The sequence below is a fragment of the Pseudomonas viridiflava genome (assembly GCF_900602065.1).
Taxonomy (GTDB): Bacteria; Pseudomonadota; Gammaproteobacteria; order Pseudomonadales; family Pseudomonadaceae; genus Aquipseudomonas.
Map to the genome: position 1 here is coordinate 48109 of NZ_UWFN01000091.1, position 20100 is coordinate 68208.

Sequence of the window (20100 nt, forward strand, 5' to 3'; positions counted from 1 at the left end):
TGGGACGATAAATGATTGGGCGATCAGCGATCTTGTTGAGCGCGACTACCGGGAGGAAAGGCATAGCGACGTGCTGCCAGTGCTATCACAAAAGCTAGCAGTGCGAGAATGGCGACAGCGGGCGGCAGCATGGACGTACCACCTTGCGTAAGGAGAGCTCCGCCAACAGCTCCGCCGGCCGCGATTGCCAGGTTCCATGCAGTGGTTACCATGGCCTGGGCTAAGTCGACGCCATCGCCGGCGGCATCAGCTGACGCTGTCTGCATCATGGCGCCCGCTCCGCCAAAACCTAGGCCCCAGACGACGGCGCTCAAATAGACCGCGATGCTCTGCTCTCCAGCGATACTCAAGAGTACAGCGGTTAATGCGAACGAACCGATCGATGCAAGCACCATCATGCGGAGCATCCGGTCAACCCAACGCCCGACTACCCATATGCCAGCAAGCGAACTTATTCCGAACGCCAGCAGGACTAGATCGACCCGCGATTGCGAGGCAGTCGAGAACGGCGCGATGTAGGTATAGAGAATGTTGTGGGCAGTCATCCAGGCCAGAATGACAAGAAGGATCGGCAGGATGCCCTTAGTTCTGATGACGCCTATGAGCGAGGGGCGGTTGTCGCCTGTTCGGCCAGGAGCATCTGGAACCTTCACCATGATCCAACCGATCAACATGACAGCAAGTGCCGATAGAATGAGGAACGATCCACGCCACCCTACCAAGCTCCCCAGGAACGTCCCCAGCGGAACACCCAGTGATAGCGCCAGGGGCACACCTACCATCGCGACCGCCATTGCCGCCCCAGTCTGTTCGAGACGTACGATGCTGCGGGCGTACCCCGCAAGTATTCCCCACGCCAATCCTGCCGCACATCCTGCTATGAACCGTGCGATCAGCACGACACCGATTGACTCAGCCATCGCGGTCAACGTGTTGCCGACAACGAAGCAGATGATCGTTGCCAGCAAGACAGGCCTACGGCGCAAACCTTGGGTCAGACTGGTGAGTGGGATTGCCGCCAACAGCGATCCAAGTGCGTATATCGCGACAAGCTGCCCTGCAATAGCTTCAGAGATCTGAAGGCCAGAGGCGATGCTGGGTAACAAACCGGCGGGTAGTGTCTCAGTGACGATGCATAGAAAGCCTGCGGCGGCTAGGCCAGCCAGTGCCGCGATGGGTAGTCCGGAGTTCCTGGCAGTAGCCTCGTTGGACAGGCTTTGAGATGGGGAGGGCTGCATGATTTTCCTCGCGATTGGCGTAGTGGCTGCCGTGCAGAGCGCAACCTGACGGCATGGATATTTACGTTATCTCCCACTATAGTATTCATAAGCCCCAGAGTAAACGGATTATGTAATGGTCATTAACGTAAATAAGCGAGCCCGTGGGCGACCGCGTGAATTCGTCCTTGAGGACGCCATCCAGGTCGGGCAGCATCTGTTCCACGAGCACGGCTATGAGAACGTCAGCGTCGCATCGCTGACAGAAGCGATAGGGATTACTCCGCCGAGCTTCTATACGGCTTTCGGCAGCAAGGGCGCGTTTTTCAACGATGCTTTGAGGCATTACTCCGCGACTGTTGTGCCACTCGACACCTTTTTGATCCCAGACAAATCACCGCAGACCGTACTGAGGGACATGCTTAGGGCTGCGGTGCATGCATACGCCGCCCACCCGAACCGCCGAGGTTGTTTTATTCTGGAGCATGCGAAGGCCGGAGCCACTGAGTCGGGAATAGCTGCTAAGCAAATCGCAGACGAGAATCGTGCAAAAGTGATGGCGTTTCTCGAAGCATCTGGCATCTCCGCTGCTAGCCAAGTCTTAGACTATGTCTCCGCGACCATGCTTGGCCTGTCGGCTGCGGCGAAGGAGGGTTGGGAGGAAGAGAGGCTGATTGCAGTTGTGGAGACCACCGCGGTAGGCCTAGGCCAAATAATAGGCAGCGCCAGGGATATACCTGAAGAATCTTCCTAATACTTCCACGCACGAGGATTTAACTCCTGAAATCATGACGGCGGCCTTGCTGGCGTCGTCCGACCATTGCCTGGTTTCTCCCTACACCTGCATGCTTCCTGGTCGACCCAATGTAGGTGTCTTGCGCGATTAAAGCGATTGCCACGTATGCGGCAGCAACTGATCGATTTCACTCGCCCGCTGCGTCGGCAGGCGCGTCAGCACATCTTTGAGATACGCATAGGGATCCTGCCCATTGATGCGGGCTGACTGGATCAAACTCATAATCGCTGCCGCCCTTTTGCCGCTACGAAGAGACCCTGCAAACAACCAGTTTGAGCGCCCCAGTGCCCATGGACGGATCTGGTTCTCCACTTGGTTGTTATCGATGGGCACAGCCCCATCGTCGAGGTAGCGCGTCAGCGCTAACCAACGTTTAAGGCTGTAATCCAAGGCTTTTGCCGTCGCAGATCCTTTGGGCACAAGATCGCGCTGGGTCAACATCCAGTTGCGCAAAGCTTTTGCCAACGGCGCCGCTTTTTCTTGTCGTATTCGCCAGCGATCTTCATCACTCATATCGTGCGCCTGGCGTTCGACCTCGTACAAGCCGCCAATCGAGTTCAGTGCCTTTTCGGCCAACTGACTTTTATTCGCCACGTGCAGATCAAAGAACTTGCGGCGGGCGTGAGCCATGCAGCCGATTTCGGTCATGCCTTTTTCGAACCCGGCTTTGTAGCCCGCGAAGTCGTCGCACACCAGTTTGCCGTTCCAGGAGCCGAGGAAATTGCGGGCATGTTCACCCGCGCGGCTTGGGCTGAAGTCGTAGACCACCGCTTTAACCGCCGTGAACGGCGTGGTGCAGTAAGCCCAGACATACGCGCGGTGAGTTTTCTTCTGGCCGGGCGCAAGCATTTGCACCGGCGTCTCATCAGCATGTACAACCCGCTGCGCCAGGACGACCTCTCGCAGGGCATCAACCAAAGGCTGAAGTTGCACGCCAGCTTGCCCGACCCACTGAGCCAGCGTGGAGCGCGCAATAGGCAAGCCGGCGCGGCCGAAGATTTTCTCCTGCCGGTACAGCGGTAAGTGGTCGGCGAACTTCGCCACCATCACGTGCGCGAGCAGGCCTGCAGTAGGTATGCCTTTGTCGATTACTTGGGCCGGTACCGGCGCCTGGATCAGTGCTTCGCATTGGCGGCAGGCCCACTTTCCACGCACATGCTGCTCGACCGTGAACACGCCCGGTGTGTAATCCAGCTTTTCGCTGACATCTTCGCCGATACGCTGAAGTTGGCAGCCGCAGGCGCACTTAGTGTTTTCCGGCTCATGGCGGATCACGGTGCGTGGAAACTGCGATGGCAGGGGCGCGCGTTTGGGCTGCTGACGTGTCTTCCCTGGAGCCGGCTCCGGCGGGAGTGCGCTCAGCTCGGCGTCGATAGCCTCCAGATCCGTGTTGAGCAGATCGTCGAGCAAGTTGCCTTGGTCAGGGCTGATCTGCTTGCTGCGCTTGGCAAACCGATGCCGCTTGAGGATGGCAATCTCGTGGGTCAGCTGCTCAATGATGGTCTGATCGCGATGGATCTTTCTGCCCATGGTGTCGACCTTCGACATCAACTGCGCCGCTAATGCACGTAGTTGGTGAGTGGTCATTTGGTCGAGGTTGGGCAAGGATGTCATGAATTGGATTTTACCAAAGCAGGTCGGTTGCGACAGCAAGCCCGGATGCTATTTACTGCTTTTTTAAAGCAATGTGATGGTGCCACCTATGCCAACCCGCTGCCAAGGCAACCCCAAAACCAAGGCCTGAAGTTGTTCGTTATCAAGTTCAATTTCCAGGCCATGGCGGATACCCGGCCAGTGAAACTTACCCTGATTGAGTCGCCGCGCTGCGAGCCAGACACCCACACCGTCATGCACCAGAACCTTCATCCGGTTAGCGCGGCGATTGGCGAAAAGATAAGCACAGTGCGGCTTCGCCGTACCGAACACCGCGATTACCCTAGCCAGCGCGGAATCGGTGCCCGCGCGCATATCCAGAGGTTCGGTGGCGAGCCAGATGGCGTCGATACGAATCACCGGGTCAGCCCGCGAATGAATCGAGCGCAACCATCAGGATCAGCTGAGGGCCATTTCACAATGATGATCTGCTGCCCGAAGGGGATTTCCAGATTCACCAGCAATGGCTGATCGGGCAGAGCTATGGGCTCCAGTTTTATTGGAACGAAGGCGGGCAAGGCCGGTGGCTGAAAATCTTGATGAAGAGGTATCCACTTGCGAACCAGATTGGCATTGATGCCGTGGCGCAGGGCAACGCTGGCCATCGACACGCCGGGTTGCAGGCATTCCTGGACTATCTGGGCTTTAAGGGGTTTGGGATAAGACATTCTTCGGCGCATGGGAATCCTGACGATAAGAGTGATGGTGTCCACGTATTTTTAGGTGGAGAACATCGCCCTTATTGCTGGGATCGGGTAGGTGACTTTGCCGGACGGTTACGTATGACTGTCAGGAATCCCGTCTCATCTGCGTTCCGCGCAGGCGAGGAACGATATGTAGCGCTGCATAATCACAACGCCAGATTTCTGAAAGCGCAGTCCTGAAGATCGTGGCCTCGGGGTTGCTCTCCCGCTCGTGATTTTGTTGGTAGGGGGTTCAAGAAGTTTTCGACCGCTCGGCTAGAGGTTAACCAACCGCAATCGCAAAAGTCGAGCTATCCTCAGGCGAGGCGTCCCTTCCTTCGTTGTGATGAAAACTCAACGATGACCGCAGCTTAGTTGAAACTCTAAAAAATCGCGTCGTTGCGAATGATGTAGCAGATTCGCGACGCGTAAGCGGAGCGACTTTTTTAACACTATCGACCCATAGCAGCCCCTCGCGAAAAGCAGCAGTCGGCCAGGATCAGCCATTGAACAGATAAACGACCAGGCGTTTGGACGGGCTCACAATGATCACGCCAATCCGGCCAAAGGCGTAGTAGCTTCCTGGTGCATTGATAATGGCGTCAACCTCACTGATGACTGACGGATCGACATCAGTGCAAAAACCGTAGTTGCATAGATAGTCGTACGTTTTCATCGGCTGGTTTTTCCCTTCGGATGGCCAACGTTTTTCAGTACGAGAGACGGGGGTTTCCTGCCAGTTTTGATAGCTGACGCGCCAATGCCTAGATGGGTCAGGAGGATTGGCTGGCAGTTTTTTGAAGAACGGTAACCCCGCGCCAGCCTTTATAGCCGTAGTCGGCGGCAACGGATAGACGCGGATACCTGACTCGTTGCCTCCCGGCCCAAAGCCCCATGACTCCTCGCTGAAGTAGGTCACCGCCGTGACGCCCAGTGCGTCTGGAACGAAACTCAGCCGGAAGACTTTCTCGTGCTGTTCAACTGCCCACCACGCCGCCGCACCACAGGTCAGCACCAGCAGAAGGAACACGATTGAAGGACGGAGAAACCGGCGAATACGATTCATGGCAGCTTCATCCTTGAAAAAAATCTTCTGCTCAATGACCTGCGATCGGCAACTGTCGAATAGGCAGAAACCAGCCATGAGCGGTCGTCTAAAGCTTGTGAGAGAATCCGAGTTAGGTTTTCCACGCAAGAACAGACTCTTCCTTTTATGGAATTGAATCGCCCAACTCACTACGACATGGCATGTGACTTCTGCGTCAGCCGTATTACTGATGCAAGCATTAAACCTGAATCAGCCTCCTACTAGCGAATTTATGCTCGATAGCATGTCCGCTTCTGGCCCAGAGTGTGTAAAAACGCTGAGCCAAAATTGAAGTTGGCGCTTCTATGCCAAATCTGAAATTTATCGGCTGGTTGGCATAACTAGATTTTGGGTAGAAACGCGATTTGCGGTTCTACTTTGGACACCAATCGCGCTGAAAAACGTTTTTACACACTCTGGGCCGAAAGCCGCCCGTCGCCACCGGCATCAGTCGGCCAGAAGCGGTCATTGAGTAGTTAAGGTGCCCTCACCCTGCTTGGCCTAGATCTGATTAGAAAAAACTGCAGAACTTAATTATCTAGGCGGCAACTGCAACCGTAAGCGTGTCAGGTTCGCCTCGTCATCCACTTCCAACTCCAAGCTGCCTTGCTGGGCCTCCGCTAGTAATTTTGCTGAGTAGGTACCCAGCCCCGTACCGCCAGACTTGCCATGGCTCGCGTACTTTTCGAAGAACCTTGACCGAAATGCCACGGGTACTGCTGGCTGGTTCTCCATTACCAACTCAACATGGTCGGTGGGTGTCAATATGAGCCGCACTCGGCTTTTCTCAGGGGCCGCCTCGCAGGCATTCTTCAGCAGATTGTTTAGTAGCGAAAAGCACAGTAACTCGTCTCCGCTAGCTAGCACTGGTGTCGATTCATTAATGTTTTCCGCCAACACTTCAATTGTTAGTTTTTTTGCTTGGTAAGTCAGCCTGGCCGAATCGCATAGGCGCCTTACCAGAGGAAGCAGTTCGACCGCCACCGGCTTCAGTTCGAAACGACCGGTCTCGATCTTGTAGATGTCGCCAGCCATGTCGATCATTCCTAGCAGGTTCTGGCCGTCGGCTTCTAGGCTGTGCAGCATCTGCGACTGGCGCGGCAGCAGGTTGCCACCTTCAAGCAGGCCGCGGGCCAAGCCGAGAATATTGCACAGAGGCGCTTTCAGATCATGACGTGAAATACTGCTGGCCTCCTCGCGCAAGCGCTCCAGCTCCAGCATGGTGTCGTACTCCTGTTGCAGATCTTTGCGTTGCTCTACCAGGCGCAACAGGTTGACCACCCGAAGATGTAGCGACGTGGGATCAACAGGCTTACTGACAAAATCCACTGCGCCCAGCTCAAGCCCACGCAACTGTGCTGTCGGATCGCTCATGGCCGTGATGAAGATGACCGGGATGCGGCTAGCGCTGGGATGGCTGCGAAGGTGCTGGGCCAGTTCGAAACCGTCCATATTCGGCATCATCACATCCAGAAGAATTAGGTCTGGCGGGGACTCAGAAGTACAGATGGCTAATGCATTGCGCCCGTCGCGCGCAGCCAATACGCGATACTCGTCCTGAAACAGCCCAGCAATCAGTGCTAGGTTGTCCGGTACGTCATCGACCACCAGCAGCGTGGGACGACGCTCCTCAGCTTTTGGCTCTCGGGCAGGCTGAGCATTCACTGGTGGCGAATGCAGCCGAGGACGGTGACTCATGGCACGCGTTACGCGCTGCGAAAGGTCATTGGCGGTATAGGGTTTGATCAGTATGTTGCTGACACCGGCAGCGATGGCCTCGGTAATTTGGGAGCGAGAGCTCTCTGCGGTAATCATGATGAAGGGAAGCATGGCCAACTTGGGGTCACTGCGTAGCCTACGCAACAAAGTGAGGCCATCCATGACCGGCATGTTCCAGTCAGAAAGAATCACATCTACCTTACGCGCTTTTAGTACCGCGAGGGCCTCTGCACCATTGGCAGCAGTGAGGATGTGTCGTACCCCAAGACGCTCCAATTGGCTACTATTGACCCTGCGCATGGTGTCGGCATCGTCGACGACTAAGAATACGGTATCGGCGGTAATCATAATGCGTAGGGCTCCAGGTCGGGGGATTGGGATACGCCAGTCAGGCGCCTGTTGCTGACTCGCCCTGCAGCAACGCCAGGGCTCGGTCAAAGTCAAACCGCTCAACCTGTTGAGCCACTAGCGCAAGGCGCTTAGCAATGAGCTGATCAAGCGGCTGTCGGCGCAGCTCCTCAAGGACTGTCACGGCAGCCGTGTCGCTCTCCTCCAGCAAACGCGCTAGTAAGGTCAGTTCCCGTTCCAACTCAGCGTCGTTATACCGAGCAGCGTTCTCCGGGCTCGCAGGGCCATTGCCCAGAGCAGTTAAGGCCGCCAGGATTGGCGCCAGGCATCGCTGCACCTCGGCCACTAAATTGCGGATTGTCAGCTCCTGATCGCCGGACTGGCAGGCCCCCTCAAGCGCGCCTGCAGCTTGGGCCACAGCCTTGGCGCCGATATTACCGGCGGTGCCCCGCAGGCTATGGGCGAGTCGGCCGGCAGCGCTGGCGTCCGGATCGGTTAAGGCAGTTTGGAACTGCTCAACGAAGCCAGTTTGTGTGTCACGGAATTTGCGCAACAGACGCAGGTAGAGATCACGACGCCCCATGCAGGTGCTCAAGCCGGCCGTGATGTCGATGCCTTCGATACGCTGCGGCAGGTCGTCCAAAGCCGGCTCCGGCAATGAGGGTGCAGGCTCATGGCGAGAAGTCTTGGGATGGATCCACTTGGCCAGAGTGGCGAACATACCGTCGACGTTCAGTGGTTTGGATATGTGGTCGTTCATACCACAAGCCAGCGCCCGCTCGCGATCACCCTCCATCGCGTTGGCGGTCATAGCCAGTACCGGTAATTCCGAGAAACGTGCCTGCTCACGAATCCTGCGAGTGGCGGTATAGCCGTCCATTACCGGCATCTGGCAGTCCATCAGTACCCCGTCGAAGTCGGCATCGACAACAAGGATGTCCAGAGCTTCCTGGCCATGCCGCGCCAGGCGCAACTGTATCCCGGCGCTCTCCAGCAACTCCCATGCGAGTTCCTGGTTCAACTCATTGTCCTCCACCAGCAGCAGCCGTGCGCCGCGTAGTCCGGCAACAGTGTTGGCACTCTGCTCGGAACGCTCGCTCGTCCGGGTCTCACCCTGGGGCACCCGGCCCAACACTGCGCCGATGGCTTCGAGCAATGACGATGGGGTAACCGGCTTGGTCAACACAATTGGCAGTTGGATGCCCTGCCGCTCGGCCTCATCGCGGGCGTCGTCACGACCGAACGCGGTAACCATGATCACTGACGGCGTGAGGCGCAGGTTGCCAGAACGCATTCGGCTCACCGTTTCCATACCGTCCATACCAGGCATCCGCCAGTCCATCAGCACTAAGTCGTAAGGCAGCTCCCGCGCCTCGGCATCGGCCAATAGACGAAGGGCCATACTGCCGTTCTCGGCGACGTCTACCTCTAGGCCGAAGCTGCGCGCCATACCTGATAGGATTTCGCGGGCGCTGGCGTTGTCGTCCACCACCAGCACACGCATACCCGGTAATTCGTCTGCCCTTAACATGCGCCGAGGCTGTACACCTTGTTGAATGCCTAGGCGCACCTGGAAATGGAAGGTAGAGCCCAGTCCCGGGACGCTCTCCACCCAGATCCGTCCTTGCATCAGCTCCACCAGCTTCTTAGAAATGGACAGACCTAACCCGGTGCCCCCGTACTTGCGCGTGGTCGAACTGTCGGCTTGGCTGAACGACTGGAACATTCGCTCGCACTGCTCGGGCGTCATACCGATACCGGTATCACGCACCCAGAAATGCAGCTCAACCTGCTCGTCATTCGCACCAATCTGCTCTGCGCCGACCACAATCTCACCACGCTCTGTGAACTTGGCGGCATTGTTGCCCAGATTGATAAGCACCTGTCCCAGGCGCAGGGGATCGCCAATCAGCGCAGTAGTCAATTCCGGTTGGGTATGAAACAGCAACTCCAATCCCTTGTCCTCAGCCTTCAAGCCGACCATGCTCGCGAAGCTGTCGAGTACGTCCTCCAGTCGGAAGGGAGTGTGCTCAAGGCTCATCCTGCCCGCCTCGATCTTGGAGAAGTCGAGGATGTCATTGATGATGCCCAACAGATTCTCCGCCGAGCGATGCACCTTTTCGATATAGTTGCGCTGCCTGCTGTCCAGTTTGGTGCGCAGCGCCAGGTGGCTCATGCCAATGATGGCGTTCATCGGAGTGCGAATTTCATGGCTCATATTGGCGAGGAACTCGCTCTTGGCTCGAGTGGCCTCCTCAGCCACGGCCCGCGCCTCGACCAGTTCAGTGATGTCAATGTTGACACCAGTAGCACGCAGTGGCTTGCCGTCTGCGGCACGAGTGAAACGGCTGAGCGACTTGAAGGTGCGCACCGCTCCGTCGTTCCGCCGCACTATGCGGAAATCCAGTTCAAAACGGTCAACACCGCTGACAATCGCCTCCGCGTAAGAGGCATGGGCAGCATCCGCATCATCGGGATGCAGGAGAGCATTCCAATGCGCCATAGTCCCGCCGAAATCACCAGCTTCGAGCCCGAACATGTGCTCTAACTGCGGCGTCCAGTAGTCGTGACCAGTAACCAAGTCAACGTCGAACAGGCCAATGTCACCCGCCTCCTGAGCCAGACTCAAGCGGTCGCTTGCCGTGCGCAGCTTGGTTTCCATCGCCCGGCGCTCACTGACGTCACGCACCGATGCGCAAACGCAAATACCACGCCCCTCAAGGCTAGGCAGATGTGAGAGGCCAATCTCAACCGAAAATTGGCTGCCGTCTTTACGCACGCCGCGCAGGTCATCTGAGTTACCCCCCATCTGACGAGTGGTGCCGCTAGCGATGAAACCGTCCCGCAAACCAACATGCCGTTCGCGAGCGGCATGCGGTACCAACTGCTCGACAAAAGCTCCGATTAGTTCGCCCTGTTCATAGCCAAATAGAACGTCGAGTTGCGGATTGGTCATCATGATGCGGCCGTCAGCACCCAGTACCAACATGCCGTCAGGCGATGCCTCGATGATGCCGCGATACCAGGCCTCGGTCGCTCGCAGTGCTGCCTGCTGGGCCTCCAACTCCTGAGTTTGGCGCTCCAGCTGCTGCGCTTGATTTCCCATCTCGTCTGCTTGGCGACGCGTCTCTTGCAGCAATGCCTGAGCGGTTTCGCTACGTTCCATGATCGCCAACGCACCAGCCAACCTGGGCAGCACCTCCTGCAGCAGCAGTTCCTCGTTCTCGTCCAGAGGATGGAACCCGGCTAGCTCCAGCACGCCGAGCAGGCGCTCGCCACGCATTATCGGCTGTATCAGTAGATGGCTGACTCGAGCCTCGCCCAATTGGGAACGTACATGCCAAAAGGATTTTGGAAGATTGCTTAGCTGACGCGGTTCGTGATCACGGGCACATTGGCCTACAAGCCCTTCTCCGAGCTCCACCTCTAAGCACGGCGGGCTCTTGCCATCCACGGCATAGCCTCCTAGCAATCGCAGCTGTGAAGCTCCCTGATGGAGGACATACAGCGCCCCCTGACACATGCCCAACTGCGGGATTATGCGGCTGAAGAAGGCCTGGGCCAGACCCTGCGGCGTTTCCGCTTGCTGTAGGTCGATCTGCAGCAAGGAAGCGTGCCCTTTGATCCATCGCTGACGCTCAAGCTGACGCGACTCAAGCTGGAGCTTGGCTATAGCACGCGCCAAGTCGCCGGTCTCGTTTTGCAGGTTTGTATGGGGAATCTGCTGATCAAGCTTGCCGGAGGCCAGCTCGTCCACAGCAACGCGCACCCGGTTGAGAGGCAGGCGAATCGATCGGCTCACCAACCACGCAAGTATTAGTGCCAACGTTGAACCACCCCACAACAGGGCGTAGGTGACATTGCTGCTGCGCACTGCATAATCTGCGAGATATTTCGCCGTATCGTGGATATCGGCGCTCTTATTTTCCGCCACACGATCCAACAGCGCGTCACTTTCCATTTCTAGATCTATGAACTGCTGGCTATTGAGCACAGCCATGGCCTGGCCCAGAGAACCGCGATCTACCAGCGCGAGCGCATCATCACCGCTGTCCAGCAGGCGTTGCAGGGAAGCCTCGAACTCAGCCAAGCCCTTCAGGCTAGTTTGTCGACGCAGGGTGGGGCGTGCCTGAGTTACAGCTTCCTGCAAGCGCTTCTGCGCGTCATGCATGTGGGTCAATGCAGCTATACGGATTTCCGCATTGTTGGTGCCGACCGCTCTTTGCAGGGCCTGCATCACGTGGGGCAACTGCACCCGGGCCTCCTGCACCAGTTCTATCCCCACCAAGTCTTGCTGATACAGCTGCTGCATCTCGTGCTTGAGAGAGTTCTGAGTACGTAGGCTCTGCACACCAAGCAATAGGATCATCGCGAGCAGAGTGGTGAAGCCAATCAGCAGCTTATGCCCCAGAGGAAGCCGTTCCAGCAAGTCGAATAATCGGGTCATTTATCGTCTCTTAACAGGGCGCACTGTACTCAAGGCTGCAGGGCAATGCTGTTGAGCGTTGCCAGCTGCTTGGCCATGTCTTGGTCGGTGTCAGAGAAGCGCTCGGATATTTCCCGAAAGCGCCCTGCATTAGCCACAAAGACGTCGCAGATATCTGGATCGAAATGCGAGCCGCGCCCTTCGCGAATAATGCCGACTGCCTGCTCATGGGGCATACCCGGCTTGTACACGCGACGGCTGATCAGGGCGTCGTACACGTCCGCTACCGCCATTAAGCGGGCGCTGATAGGAATATCGTCAGCAGCCAGCCCCTCTGGGTAGCCACTGCCGTCCCATTTCTCCTGATGGCTGTAAGCGATTTCCTTGGCAAGGCGTAAAAAATCAACCTTCACTCCCAGCTGATTCTCGGCATGCTGGATGGCGTCGCGTCCCAATGTGGTGTGAGTCTTCATTACCTCGAATTCTTCCGGGGTGAAGCGCCCAGGTTTGAGCAAAATGTGGTCGGGAATTCCGATCTTGCCTATGTCATGCAGAGGCGCGGATTTGAACAGCAGCCTAATGGTGTCCTCATCTAGAAAATGCCGAAATCGTGGATGCTCTCGCAGCAGGTCCGCTAATAAACGGATGTAGTGCTGAGTACGGCGGATATGGTTGCCGGTCTCGTTGTCACGGGTCTCGGCAAGAGAAGCCATTGCATGGATGGTGACGTCCTGAATCGCCATCACCTCACGGGTGCGCCGCTGCACCTCCTGCTCAAGAAAGTCGTTCTGATCGCGCAGGAAGTCGGCAGCCGCCTTCACCTTGAGTTGGGTATCGACTCTTGCCAGAACTAAAGGTGGGCTGATCGGCTTGGTTATGTAGTCGACAGCTCCCATCTCAAGGCCGAGGATCTCATCCTCTATGGTGGCCATGGCGGTAAGGAAGATGATTGGAATACCGCAAGTTCGCAGGGAACTCTTTAGGCGCTCGGCCACCTCGTAGCCGGACAGCCCAGGCATCATTATGTCTAGCAGAATCAGATCCGGTAACGGGTCGCTTTCAAGAATACGCAACGCCTTCTTGCCGCTATTGGCTGCTTTGATGCGATAACGATCCTTGAGCAGATCGACCATTAGCATCAGATTGTCGGCGGTGTCGTCGACCACCAGGACAGTAGTTGGTGGCTGAGGAATATCGTGCAGGCTATCCATGGGTTTCGGCTCCCTTGCCAATCGAGGAGAGCTCAAAAAGCCGCTCCGTTTTTGGGAGCGTAGCCGAGAAATGTGCCATCGCTACTACGCCCTGCCGCCTCTAGATAATTTTAGTCGCCGATGTCTGACGTCCGCTTCTGGCCGAGAGCCGCCTGCCATGATTCTCGAGTTTGACTATTGACTTAGGTCAGCTGTCGTACGCCCAACCCTAGAATCAGACCACCGCACAGGCGATCAATCACTTTCCGGGCCTTCTGATACGCCGAGGCAATCCTTGATTGCGACAAGGCCACCGCGACAAGTCCATACCAGGTCAACGAAACGATCAGGACAACCGCCAGCATTGAGGTAAAGGTGCTGACCGAGACGGAGGTGGGGGCTGCTGCTGAAAACACAGCGGCGTAGAAAGCCATGGATTTAGGATTGCCGATGTTGGTAATGATGCCCTGCAGAAAGGATTTTCGGACGCTGCCCGTCGACTCCTCGCTGCTGTGCACGGCGGACTGTTTGCCTGCGTTGATGATCAGCTTTACGCCAAACCACATAAGGTACGCCGCGCCCAGTATCTTCACGACCAATGCCGCCCAAGGGAAAGTTGCAAACACCAAGCCCAGGCCTGTAATCGCACAGCCAGACCAGAGCAGGTTCACGGTCACGATACCTGCGACCAAGGCCAGCGCCTCGGCCCGTGTCGCTGCAACTGCCTTGTGAACAACGGCGACGAAGTTAGGCCCGGGTATTACCACGCCCGCCAGGTATACCCAAAAAACAGTGATCACTGCCGCAGTGTCGAACATGTCGATTCCTCGTAGCTTTTCGCTAATCGGCGTCCTGTTGGACTTCCATCAAGATTTCGGCGCGAAAGCACTGATGTTAGCGAGCAACGGGGAGTTGGGTCAGGCACAGACTCTCCGAAAAATTCCCATACAGTGGACCTTTAGGCCAATTAAGCCCTGCTCGGCGACCATTAAGCGATGGATAGCTAATGTCCAATCAACAATGCTTCGCGCATAGTCACCCTGAGTTCGAGGAAGGAGTGAGTCTGCTTTTGGCCAAAAGCGGACGTCTACCTAGGCTCGACTTTGGTTTTTAAGGCGCCTACATAACCTAGGGTAGATCAACTTGGATTTAGGGAAATCCTCAGTGGCTTTATACAACGGGCCGGACCAAATGAAAGGCAAACGCTGCCCATACGGTACCCCTAACACTGCACGGTGAAATCCAGCATTATTGATAGCGGCAATGGCAGGTTTACATGGTTATACACATCCACCCAAGGTTGGATACGTTTGAACATGAACGAAGACGAGTACGAAGAAGCGATCCAAACAGGCCTTCGCAACAATGAAGTTCTTAAGCTTGTGCACAATTACTGCTCTCACGCTCGAGTCGTCAACCGCGGCGGGGTAGGTTTGATTGCCCAGGCGACCGGGCTCCCGCTCGGAATGCTTGGCGTGCACTGTGACCACGCACCAGCGTCTGGAATGGCAGGTTGGTATCTCGAACCTATTGCTGTTGATTTCCATGACCGGAATTGCGCTCATTGCGATAAGCGCTTGGCTGTTCGAATGCCCAATTTGCTTTCGCTAGTTGAGGATCGAGGTAGAGCTCTAGAAAGGCAAAGGGAGGTCCAAAAGAAAGCTCAAGCCCAAGCTGAAGCAGCCCATCAAGGGCGGGTCGCGCAGAGGGCAGCTCTCAGAGTAGGGCAGAGCGCTGCGTGCTGTTCTCTTCTCGACGATCTCGACACACTTGATGCCTGCTCATCGGATGAGGTGAAGATCCGCATCGTCGAGACAGCTAAGCTAGCTCCTGAAGTCTTCACCGCTCCGATTGTTGAGTACTTCTTCGAGCTTGCCACCTCCGACAAAATGAATCTTAAAGAGCAAGCACTTTCGGTTCTACGTCTAGTCAGTGCAGACAAGCCTCGCCTTTCCGAAATGGCCTTCGACTGCCTTGCAAAGCACGAGGCTATCGGGGTTGCCGCGGATATCGTCTTTGCATACCCAGGGATGGTGGCACCACCCAAGGTGGAGAGCGCTGTACCGGCGCTGATAGCTCTTGCCCGACGTCCTCGAGCACATCTGTCTATAGATGAGCCGATCTCTAAGCCAGAACCGCTCAAAAAAATCTACAAACTTTGGCCGGAGGTAGTCCGACACGCTATCCAGCGTCTGCTCGACTCGAAGCAGTCTTACCCAGTTCGTTTGGGTGTCGCCGCTCTGCACGTCCTGTTCAGAGATGATGCTGGACTACTTCCAAGCTTTGCTAGGACAACGATTTCAAAGCTCGCCCGTGCTCACTTGTTATTTGAGAAGGATCCGTCTGATCGAGAACTTGGAATGGTGTGCGGCGACCTAAGACGTATCGTCGTAGCAGCCCTCCTTGCTGCGCCTGAAGATACCGACGCATTAATCTCTGAGTTTTTCGATAGCGCATCCTCTGAAGGTGAGGAGCGCTTAACCCGGGTCTATGAGGAACTTTCGCGGCATTCAATACGGCTCGGTGGGGACCGTAGAAGCGAAATGACACCCGCTGACGTTGCCGCATATGTGGTGGTCCTGAGGCGTCTACTCAACCTCGCAGGAACGTCTACAAATCAGAAGGTTCTGCGACTCGTTATTCAGGCGTTCAGAAACGAGCCAGACGAAATCGTCGCAGCTGGAAAACAGAATATTGATGCTTTGCTCGGCACAGCAGCTGTTTTAGATGCGCGCATTGAAGCTTTTGAAGCGGAACGAAACGCCACGCCAGCGGCCAACTTCAATGAGTACCTTGAGGCCCAGAATTCGGCAACCACCCTCTACCAACTCCGCGACTCATGCGCTCTGATTGCTGCCAAAGCTGCGAAGGGAAGTGAACTGCTCGTTCTGTCTTACGTTGAATTTCTCAATAGCATTGATGAACGGCGCGATGGACTGAGCTCCACAATTACCAAAGCGACTACGTATCTAATTGATAGCCCCTCCACACTAAATGTTGTTCTACCTGCCCTCTATTCATCGCTGGTAGGAGCCTCAGTTCGTAAACGTGCGGCTGCAAGTGAAGCACTAGGAAACCTAGGCAGAGCTCGTATCTCCGACCTCCCTGAGCTTGTACTAGAAGCGTTTGTACTGCTGTTGCTGGATCAATATGTGATGGTGCACAAGGCGGCCGTATGCGCACTTCCCAGCATCGTTCTGCCGGAGCATCTAGAGCGACGTGCTGGTGAGGCTCTGTTGCAGCTCATCCCCTACTACAATGGCAAAAGGGATGAGCACCACTTTCTGATACGGTGCATTCGCTTACACGTATCTCGGTTCGCATCTTCTGAACAGCTTCAGTACGGTCTTGGCAGTCTCTTCATCAAATTTTTGATGACAGCACCTGCCAATCTTCATACCCATGACCTCTCACGAATGGGGAAAGCACTCGCTACCGCCTCAAACTTTACTGATTTGGTGATTCGCACGCTCGATGATCCAGAACTGAGTGAGCACGGTGAAGAGGATGCCAGTAGCCTCGTGCATCTCATTCCAGAGGCGGTAGCCCTCCAACGGGCCGATGACTTAGTTAAATTGGTTAAGCGACAATGTGATCGCTTTATGCTCGTGGGGGCAGTAGTGGAGCTGCTGTCTCGCGTAGGTGCTTGGTCCCAAGCTGTTGCGGCGATGCAAGCCTCTTGGGAGGCTGTTCCAGATACGGCGCCAGAAAGACGTTTAAAGTGGTATCGGAGGCTTCATGTGATTGCCGTGCAGTTTGAGGCTGCAGTCGCTGCAAAAGATCCTCCCCGCCAGGAAGCTCTGCAAATGGAATGGCTTCAACTCGAAGAAACCCTCAAGGAGGATGAAAAACAATATGCAAGCAGACGTAGTTCTCTCCCAAGCTTTCTACAGCCGGATTCGGACAGTTGAAGTACTGAGGTCGTTGGGGGCTGGAAACTCAGTCGAGCCAGAGGTTCTAAGAGCTATCAGTGCAGAGCTAGACGAAGCTTCACTTCGGTATGGGCGAGCCATAAACGGAACTACCTACAGCGCTTTGGCCGGCCTACTTAGGCTTGTCGCCAGTCTTGCTGAATGGAGGGAAGGTGTGCTCGCTGCAAGTGACGGAGTGGAGCGTTTTTTACGAAGCGCATTCGAGCGATATCGCATGTGGCAGAATGAATATGGCGAGCAGGCCGCCGCTCAATCGCTCGTCAAAGCTGCTGAGGCTCTCCCCCGCGTAGGATCACTTGCCGATTTCGAAGACCTTTGCGTGGCAATCGCTGCGGTACCTTTGCCTGTGGGCGTTTTTTCCCAAGGGGCTCTGAGCATGCCCAGATCCGTTGACGAACAAACACCTCCTCCTCTTCCCGCCGAGCTTTCGGTGGCTTTCCTAAAATTCCAAATTGATGGGCAGGCCGCCGGAAGCATTCACCACCTGACACCATTAGTGCTTCATGACCTTGAAATTGAAGTACGTGTATCACGCTGGCCCGAATCTGCAGTAACGCTGAGACTGTCCCCTATTTCAACGGAGCTGCGTACCAGCTACGACCTCTCGGAGTTCGTTTTCGACAAGCCTACGGGCGAACCACCGTACACCCTTTTCCAGCGGGGGCGCGCTGCCCTGCAGCTAGTGCAAGGGATGAACGCACGGCCCTACGAGTTCAAGTATTCAGCCTCATTTGAGCCGATCAGTTCAGAACAGCCAGTAGCTATAGTAGGACACCGAACGCTTCTAATCGAAGGCCTTGATGTCAGGTCAAATCCCATCACTGGATATCCGAAAGTTGACGAGAAAATTCTGAGCATTCGGGACTTTTTGCGTCGAAATGGTCTCGTAAACAGCATCGAACTTAGTGATGTGCTTGAAGTGCTTAAGGTTTTAGGAGGGGTGGCGGGGCGTGCCATCCAAGACGCTGAATTCGATGGTGTCTGGTCAGAGGCGCAGTTCCAGGATGCGATTCGCAAGGAGCTTCGGCGCAACCCTCAAATTGGCTCTGATCTTGACGAACATCCCAAGGCTTCAGGCGGTATCACAGACCTCAGCTATCGCGGTATCGTTATCGAGTTAAAGTCCTTACCAGCTGGAGTAAAGGTGATAGAGGACTGCCAAGTCTATGTTGAGCAAACTGCAAGTTATGCAGTATCCAAGGAAAAGCGTGTTGCTGTGCTCTGCGTGCTGGACTGCCGAATAAAAACTGCAGCGCCTTGGCCGGCCGGAGAAGGCATCGCGATTCTAAAGTCCCAGCCACCCGCCAACGTGTCGGTGATCACCGTGGTTGTGCAGGGAAATATCACTCGGCCAAGCAAATTGTCGAGGTAGATGGTGCATAACTGTATGTATCAGGGAATGCCCAAGCTCGTTGCGCCAGTGCTGATAGTGCGCTGATTGCGCGCCGTTGAATGTTCGCAATAGGGCCGATTCTGTTGAAAAAGTCGGATTTTCAAACTGGACGATTTCGAAGTTGATCGTCTCTTCAGAACCTGTTCACCACGTTGCGTGGCTTTTTGGTTCTGTGTTGATCGTTGCATCTTGGTCGGTGGATTGATTTGAGGGTTTTTGCTGACTTCGGGCATGCCTATCCCGTGGCCGGAGGCCCTTGTGAGGTAAGTTTCGCCAGTCGTCTTAGATTTTGTACCGCAGCCGCCAAGGTAAATTCGTCGTTCGCACCGGTCATTCCTCGTAGTCGCAACCGATCCAGTTTCAGGATTCGCTTGAGATGAGCGAACAGCATTTCGACCTTCTTGCGCTCATGGCGAGAGCACACGTATTGAGGTGTCTTGGCGATGCGCCGCGCAACTTCGCGCGCCGCTTCATGGACGCTGCGTGCGATTTTTCTAAACGAAGTGTTCGGGCAGCAGCGCTCTTTCATTGAGCATGTAGCACAGTCGGTTTGCCGGGATCGAAAGATGATGGTGTCGGCTTTCGTGATATGTGAGCGTTGGTTCTTGAAGGCCCGCCATTCGCTACGCAGAGCGTGTCCGGTGGGGCAACGATATTCCTGCGCTTCTTCATGCCATTGAAAATCGCTGATTGAGAGGCTTTCGTTCTTGCGCTCGGTTTTGTCCCAAACCGGTACATGTGGCTCGATGTCTTTTTCGTCGACCATCCAGGCCAACATCGGTGCGGTTCCATAAGCGGTATCGCCGATGAGCCGATCCGGCTTGATGTCGAACTGTTCTTCGACCCGCTGGATCATGGTCTTGGTGCTCTCGACCTCGGCGGTTCGATGCGCTGGGGTCGGCTCCACATCCTTGATCACACCATGCTCGACATCAATCAGGTAGTTCGTCGAGTAAGCGAAAAACGCCGGGCCTCCTGGCGCTGCTGTCCAACGAGAAAGTGGATCAGTCAGTGACAGGCGCTTGGGCAGTGCTTCGGCCAACGCCTCTTCATCCAGCGCTTCGAGATACTCACGCACCGCGCGAGTACTCAGCAACGGATCGCGCCAGTTGATTTCATCATCGCCAGGTACGCCACGTTGCCGACTGGCATCTGCCTTGATGACACTGGCGTCCACAGCAAAACCTTCGCCCTTGACCAGACCCGCATCCATGCAGCGACGCAGCACCTCATTGAACAGCCAGCGAAACAGCGAGCTGTCACGAAAACGACCGTGGCGATTCTTGGAGAGCGTAGAGTGATTGGGGGACTTCGTCTTCGAGGCTTAAGCCGCACAACCAGCGATACGCCAGGTTCAAATGAGCCTCTTCGCACAACCGACGTTCGGAGCGAATGCCGTAGCAGTAGCCCACCACCAACAGGCGAATCATCAGTTCGGGATCAATCGATGGACGCCCGATTGAGCTATAAAAATCGGCGATATAATGGCGCAGATCGCTTAGATCGAGGCATCGATCAATGCTGCGCAGGAGGTGATTTGTTGGGATGTGGTCTTCAAGGTTGAACGAGTAAAACAGCCGCTCCTGCCCACTCGATAACTGTCCCATCATGCTGCGAATCCTCACGCGGGCCGATGTGCAGATTGTCTTCCACGTC

The 20100-nt window shown here is 55.7% G+C and carries 12 protein-coding genes and 1 pseudogene; 3 read left to right on the plus strand and 10 right to left on the minus strand.

Annotated features, from left to right (window positions below; translation table 11 throughout):
* Positions 1 to 23: 23 nt before the first annotated feature.
* Entirely contained in the window at positions 24 to 1238 is a 1215-nt protein-coding gene (locus tag EE949_RS01690; protein WP_122662289.1) for an MFS transporter, read from the minus strand.
* 115 nt (positions 1239 to 1353) lie between these two features.
* Here EE949_RS01690 and EE949_RS01695 point away from each other — a divergent pair, with 115 nt between their 5' ends.
* Entirely contained in the window at positions 1354 to 1971 is a 618-nt protein-coding gene (locus tag EE949_RS01695; protein ID WP_122662291.1) for a TetR/AcrR family transcriptional regulator, read from the plus strand.
* Between the two features lie 129 nt (positions 1972 to 2100).
* Here the strand turns inward: EE949_RS01695 and tnpC are convergent, their stop codons facing one another.
* From tnpC to EE949_RS01735, 8 genes are all read right to left on the minus strand, one after another.
* Complete coding sequence (gene tnpC / locus EE949_RS01700; RefSeq protein WP_122662595.1) at positions 2101 to 3627, minus strand: IS66 family transposase; 1527 nt, start codon at positions 3625 to 3627, stop codon at positions 2101 to 2103.
* Between the two features lie 63 nt (positions 3628 to 3690).
* Positions 3691 to 4026 carry an IS66 family insertion sequence element accessory protein TnpB gene (gene tnpB / locus EE949_RS29740; RefSeq protein ID WP_162874182.1) on the minus strand — a complete coding sequence of 112 codons (336 nt, stop codon included), beginning with the start codon at positions 4024 to 4026 and terminating at the stop codon, positions 3691 to 3693.
* Positions 4023 to 4334, minus strand: coding sequence for an IS66-like element accessory protein TnpA (gene tnpA, locus EE949_RS01710; RefSeq protein ID WP_240350520.1), 312 nt, complete (start codon positions 4332 to 4334; stop codon positions 4023 to 4025). The genes tnpB and tnpA overlap by 4 nt, the downstream gene beginning before the upstream one ends.
* Positions 4335 to 4848: 514 nt before the next feature.
* Positions 4849 to 5415, minus strand: coding sequence for a hypothetical protein (locus EE949_RS01715; RefSeq protein ID WP_164666679.1), 567 nt, complete (start codon positions 5413 to 5415; stop codon positions 4849 to 4851).
* A 555-nt stretch (positions 5416 to 5970) separates the two neighbouring features.
* On the minus strand, positions 5971 to 7503 hold the full coding sequence (locus EE949_RS01720) for a hybrid sensor histidine kinase/response regulator (RefSeq protein WP_122662296.1): 1533 nt from the start codon (positions 7501 to 7503) through the stop codon (positions 5971 to 5973).
* Between the two features lie 40 nt (positions 7504 to 7543).
* Positions 7544 to 11950 carry a response regulator gene (locus tag EE949_RS01725; protein WP_122662298.1) on the minus strand — a complete coding sequence of 1469 codons (4407 nt, stop codon included), beginning with the start codon at positions 11948 to 11950 and terminating at the stop codon, positions 7544 to 7546.
* A 29-nt stretch (positions 11951 to 11979) separates the two neighbouring features.
* Positions 11980 to 13140, minus strand: a complete 1161-nt coding sequence (locus tag EE949_RS01730; RefSeq protein ID WP_122662303.1) for an HD-GYP domain-containing protein — start codon at positions 13138 to 13140, stop codon at positions 11980 to 11982.
* A 182-nt stretch (positions 13141 to 13322) separates the two neighbouring features.
* Positions 13323 to 13937, minus strand: a complete 615-nt coding sequence (locus EE949_RS01735; RefSeq protein WP_122662304.1) for a LysE family translocator — start codon at positions 13935 to 13937, stop codon at positions 13323 to 13325.
* 498 nt (positions 13938 to 14435) lie between these two features.
* Between EE949_RS01735 and EE949_RS01745 the strand changes: the two genes are divergently transcribed.
* Together EE949_RS01745 and EE949_RS01750 are read left to right on the plus strand one after the other, a co-directional pair.
* Positions 14436 to 17030 (plus strand): hypothetical protein, encoded by a 2595-nt coding sequence (locus EE949_RS01745; RefSeq protein WP_122662308.1) that lies wholly within the window; start codon positions 14436 to 14438, stop codon positions 17028 to 17030.
* A 175-nt stretch (positions 17031 to 17205) separates the two neighbouring features.
* Positions 17206 to 18423 carry a hypothetical protein gene (locus EE949_RS01750; RefSeq protein WP_162874179.1) on the plus strand — a complete coding sequence of 406 codons (1218 nt, stop codon included), beginning with the start codon at positions 17206 to 17208 and terminating at the stop codon, positions 18421 to 18423.
* Between the two features lie 256 nt (positions 18424 to 18679).
* Here EE949_RS01750 and EE949_RS01755 read toward each other — a convergent pair.
* Positions 18680 to 20054 (minus strand): annotated as a pseudogene (locus EE949_RS01755) (transposase).
* Between the last annotated feature and the right edge of the window lie 46 nt (positions 20055 to 20100).

Excerpts from the sequence above, each read along its gene's own strand:
- EE949_RS01690 (WP_122662289.1), bottom strand. The coding sequence starts at position 1,238 with ATGCAGCCCTCCCCATCTCAAAGCCTGTCCAACGAGGCTACTGCCAGG.
- EE949_RS01695 (WP_122662291.1), top strand. The coding sequence starts at position 1,354 with ATGGTCATTAACGTAAATAAGCGAGCCCGTGGGCGACCGCGTGAATTC.
- tnpC (WP_122662595.1), bottom strand. The coding sequence starts at position 3,627 with ATGACATCCTTGCCCAACCTCGACCAAATGACCACTCACCAACTACGT.
- tnpA (WP_240350520.1), bottom strand. The coding sequence starts at position 4,334 with ATGTCTTATCCCAAACCCCTTAAAGCCCAGATAGTCCAGGAATGCCTG.
- EE949_RS01715 (WP_164666679.1), bottom strand. The coding sequence starts at position 5,415 with ATGAATCGTATTCGCCGGTTTCTCCGTCCTTCAATCGTGTTCCTTCTG.
- EE949_RS01720 (WP_122662296.1), bottom strand. The coding sequence starts at position 7,503 with ATGATTACCGCCGATACCGTATTCTTAGTCGTCGACGATGCCGACACC.
- EE949_RS01725 (WP_122662298.1), bottom strand. The coding sequence starts at position 11,950 with ATGACCCGATTATTCGACTTGCTGGAACGGCTTCCTCTGGGGCATAAG.
- EE949_RS01730 (WP_122662303.1), bottom strand. The coding sequence starts at position 13,140 with ATGGATAGCCTGCACGATATTCCTCAGCCACCAACTACTGTCCTGGTG.
- EE949_RS01735 (WP_122662304.1), bottom strand. The coding sequence starts at position 13,937 with ATGTTCGACACTGCGGCAGTGATCACTGTTTTTTGGGTATACCTGGCG.
- EE949_RS01745 (WP_122662308.1), top strand. The coding sequence starts at position 14,436 with ATGAACGAAGACGAGTACGAAGAAGCGATCCAAACAGGCCTTCGCAAC.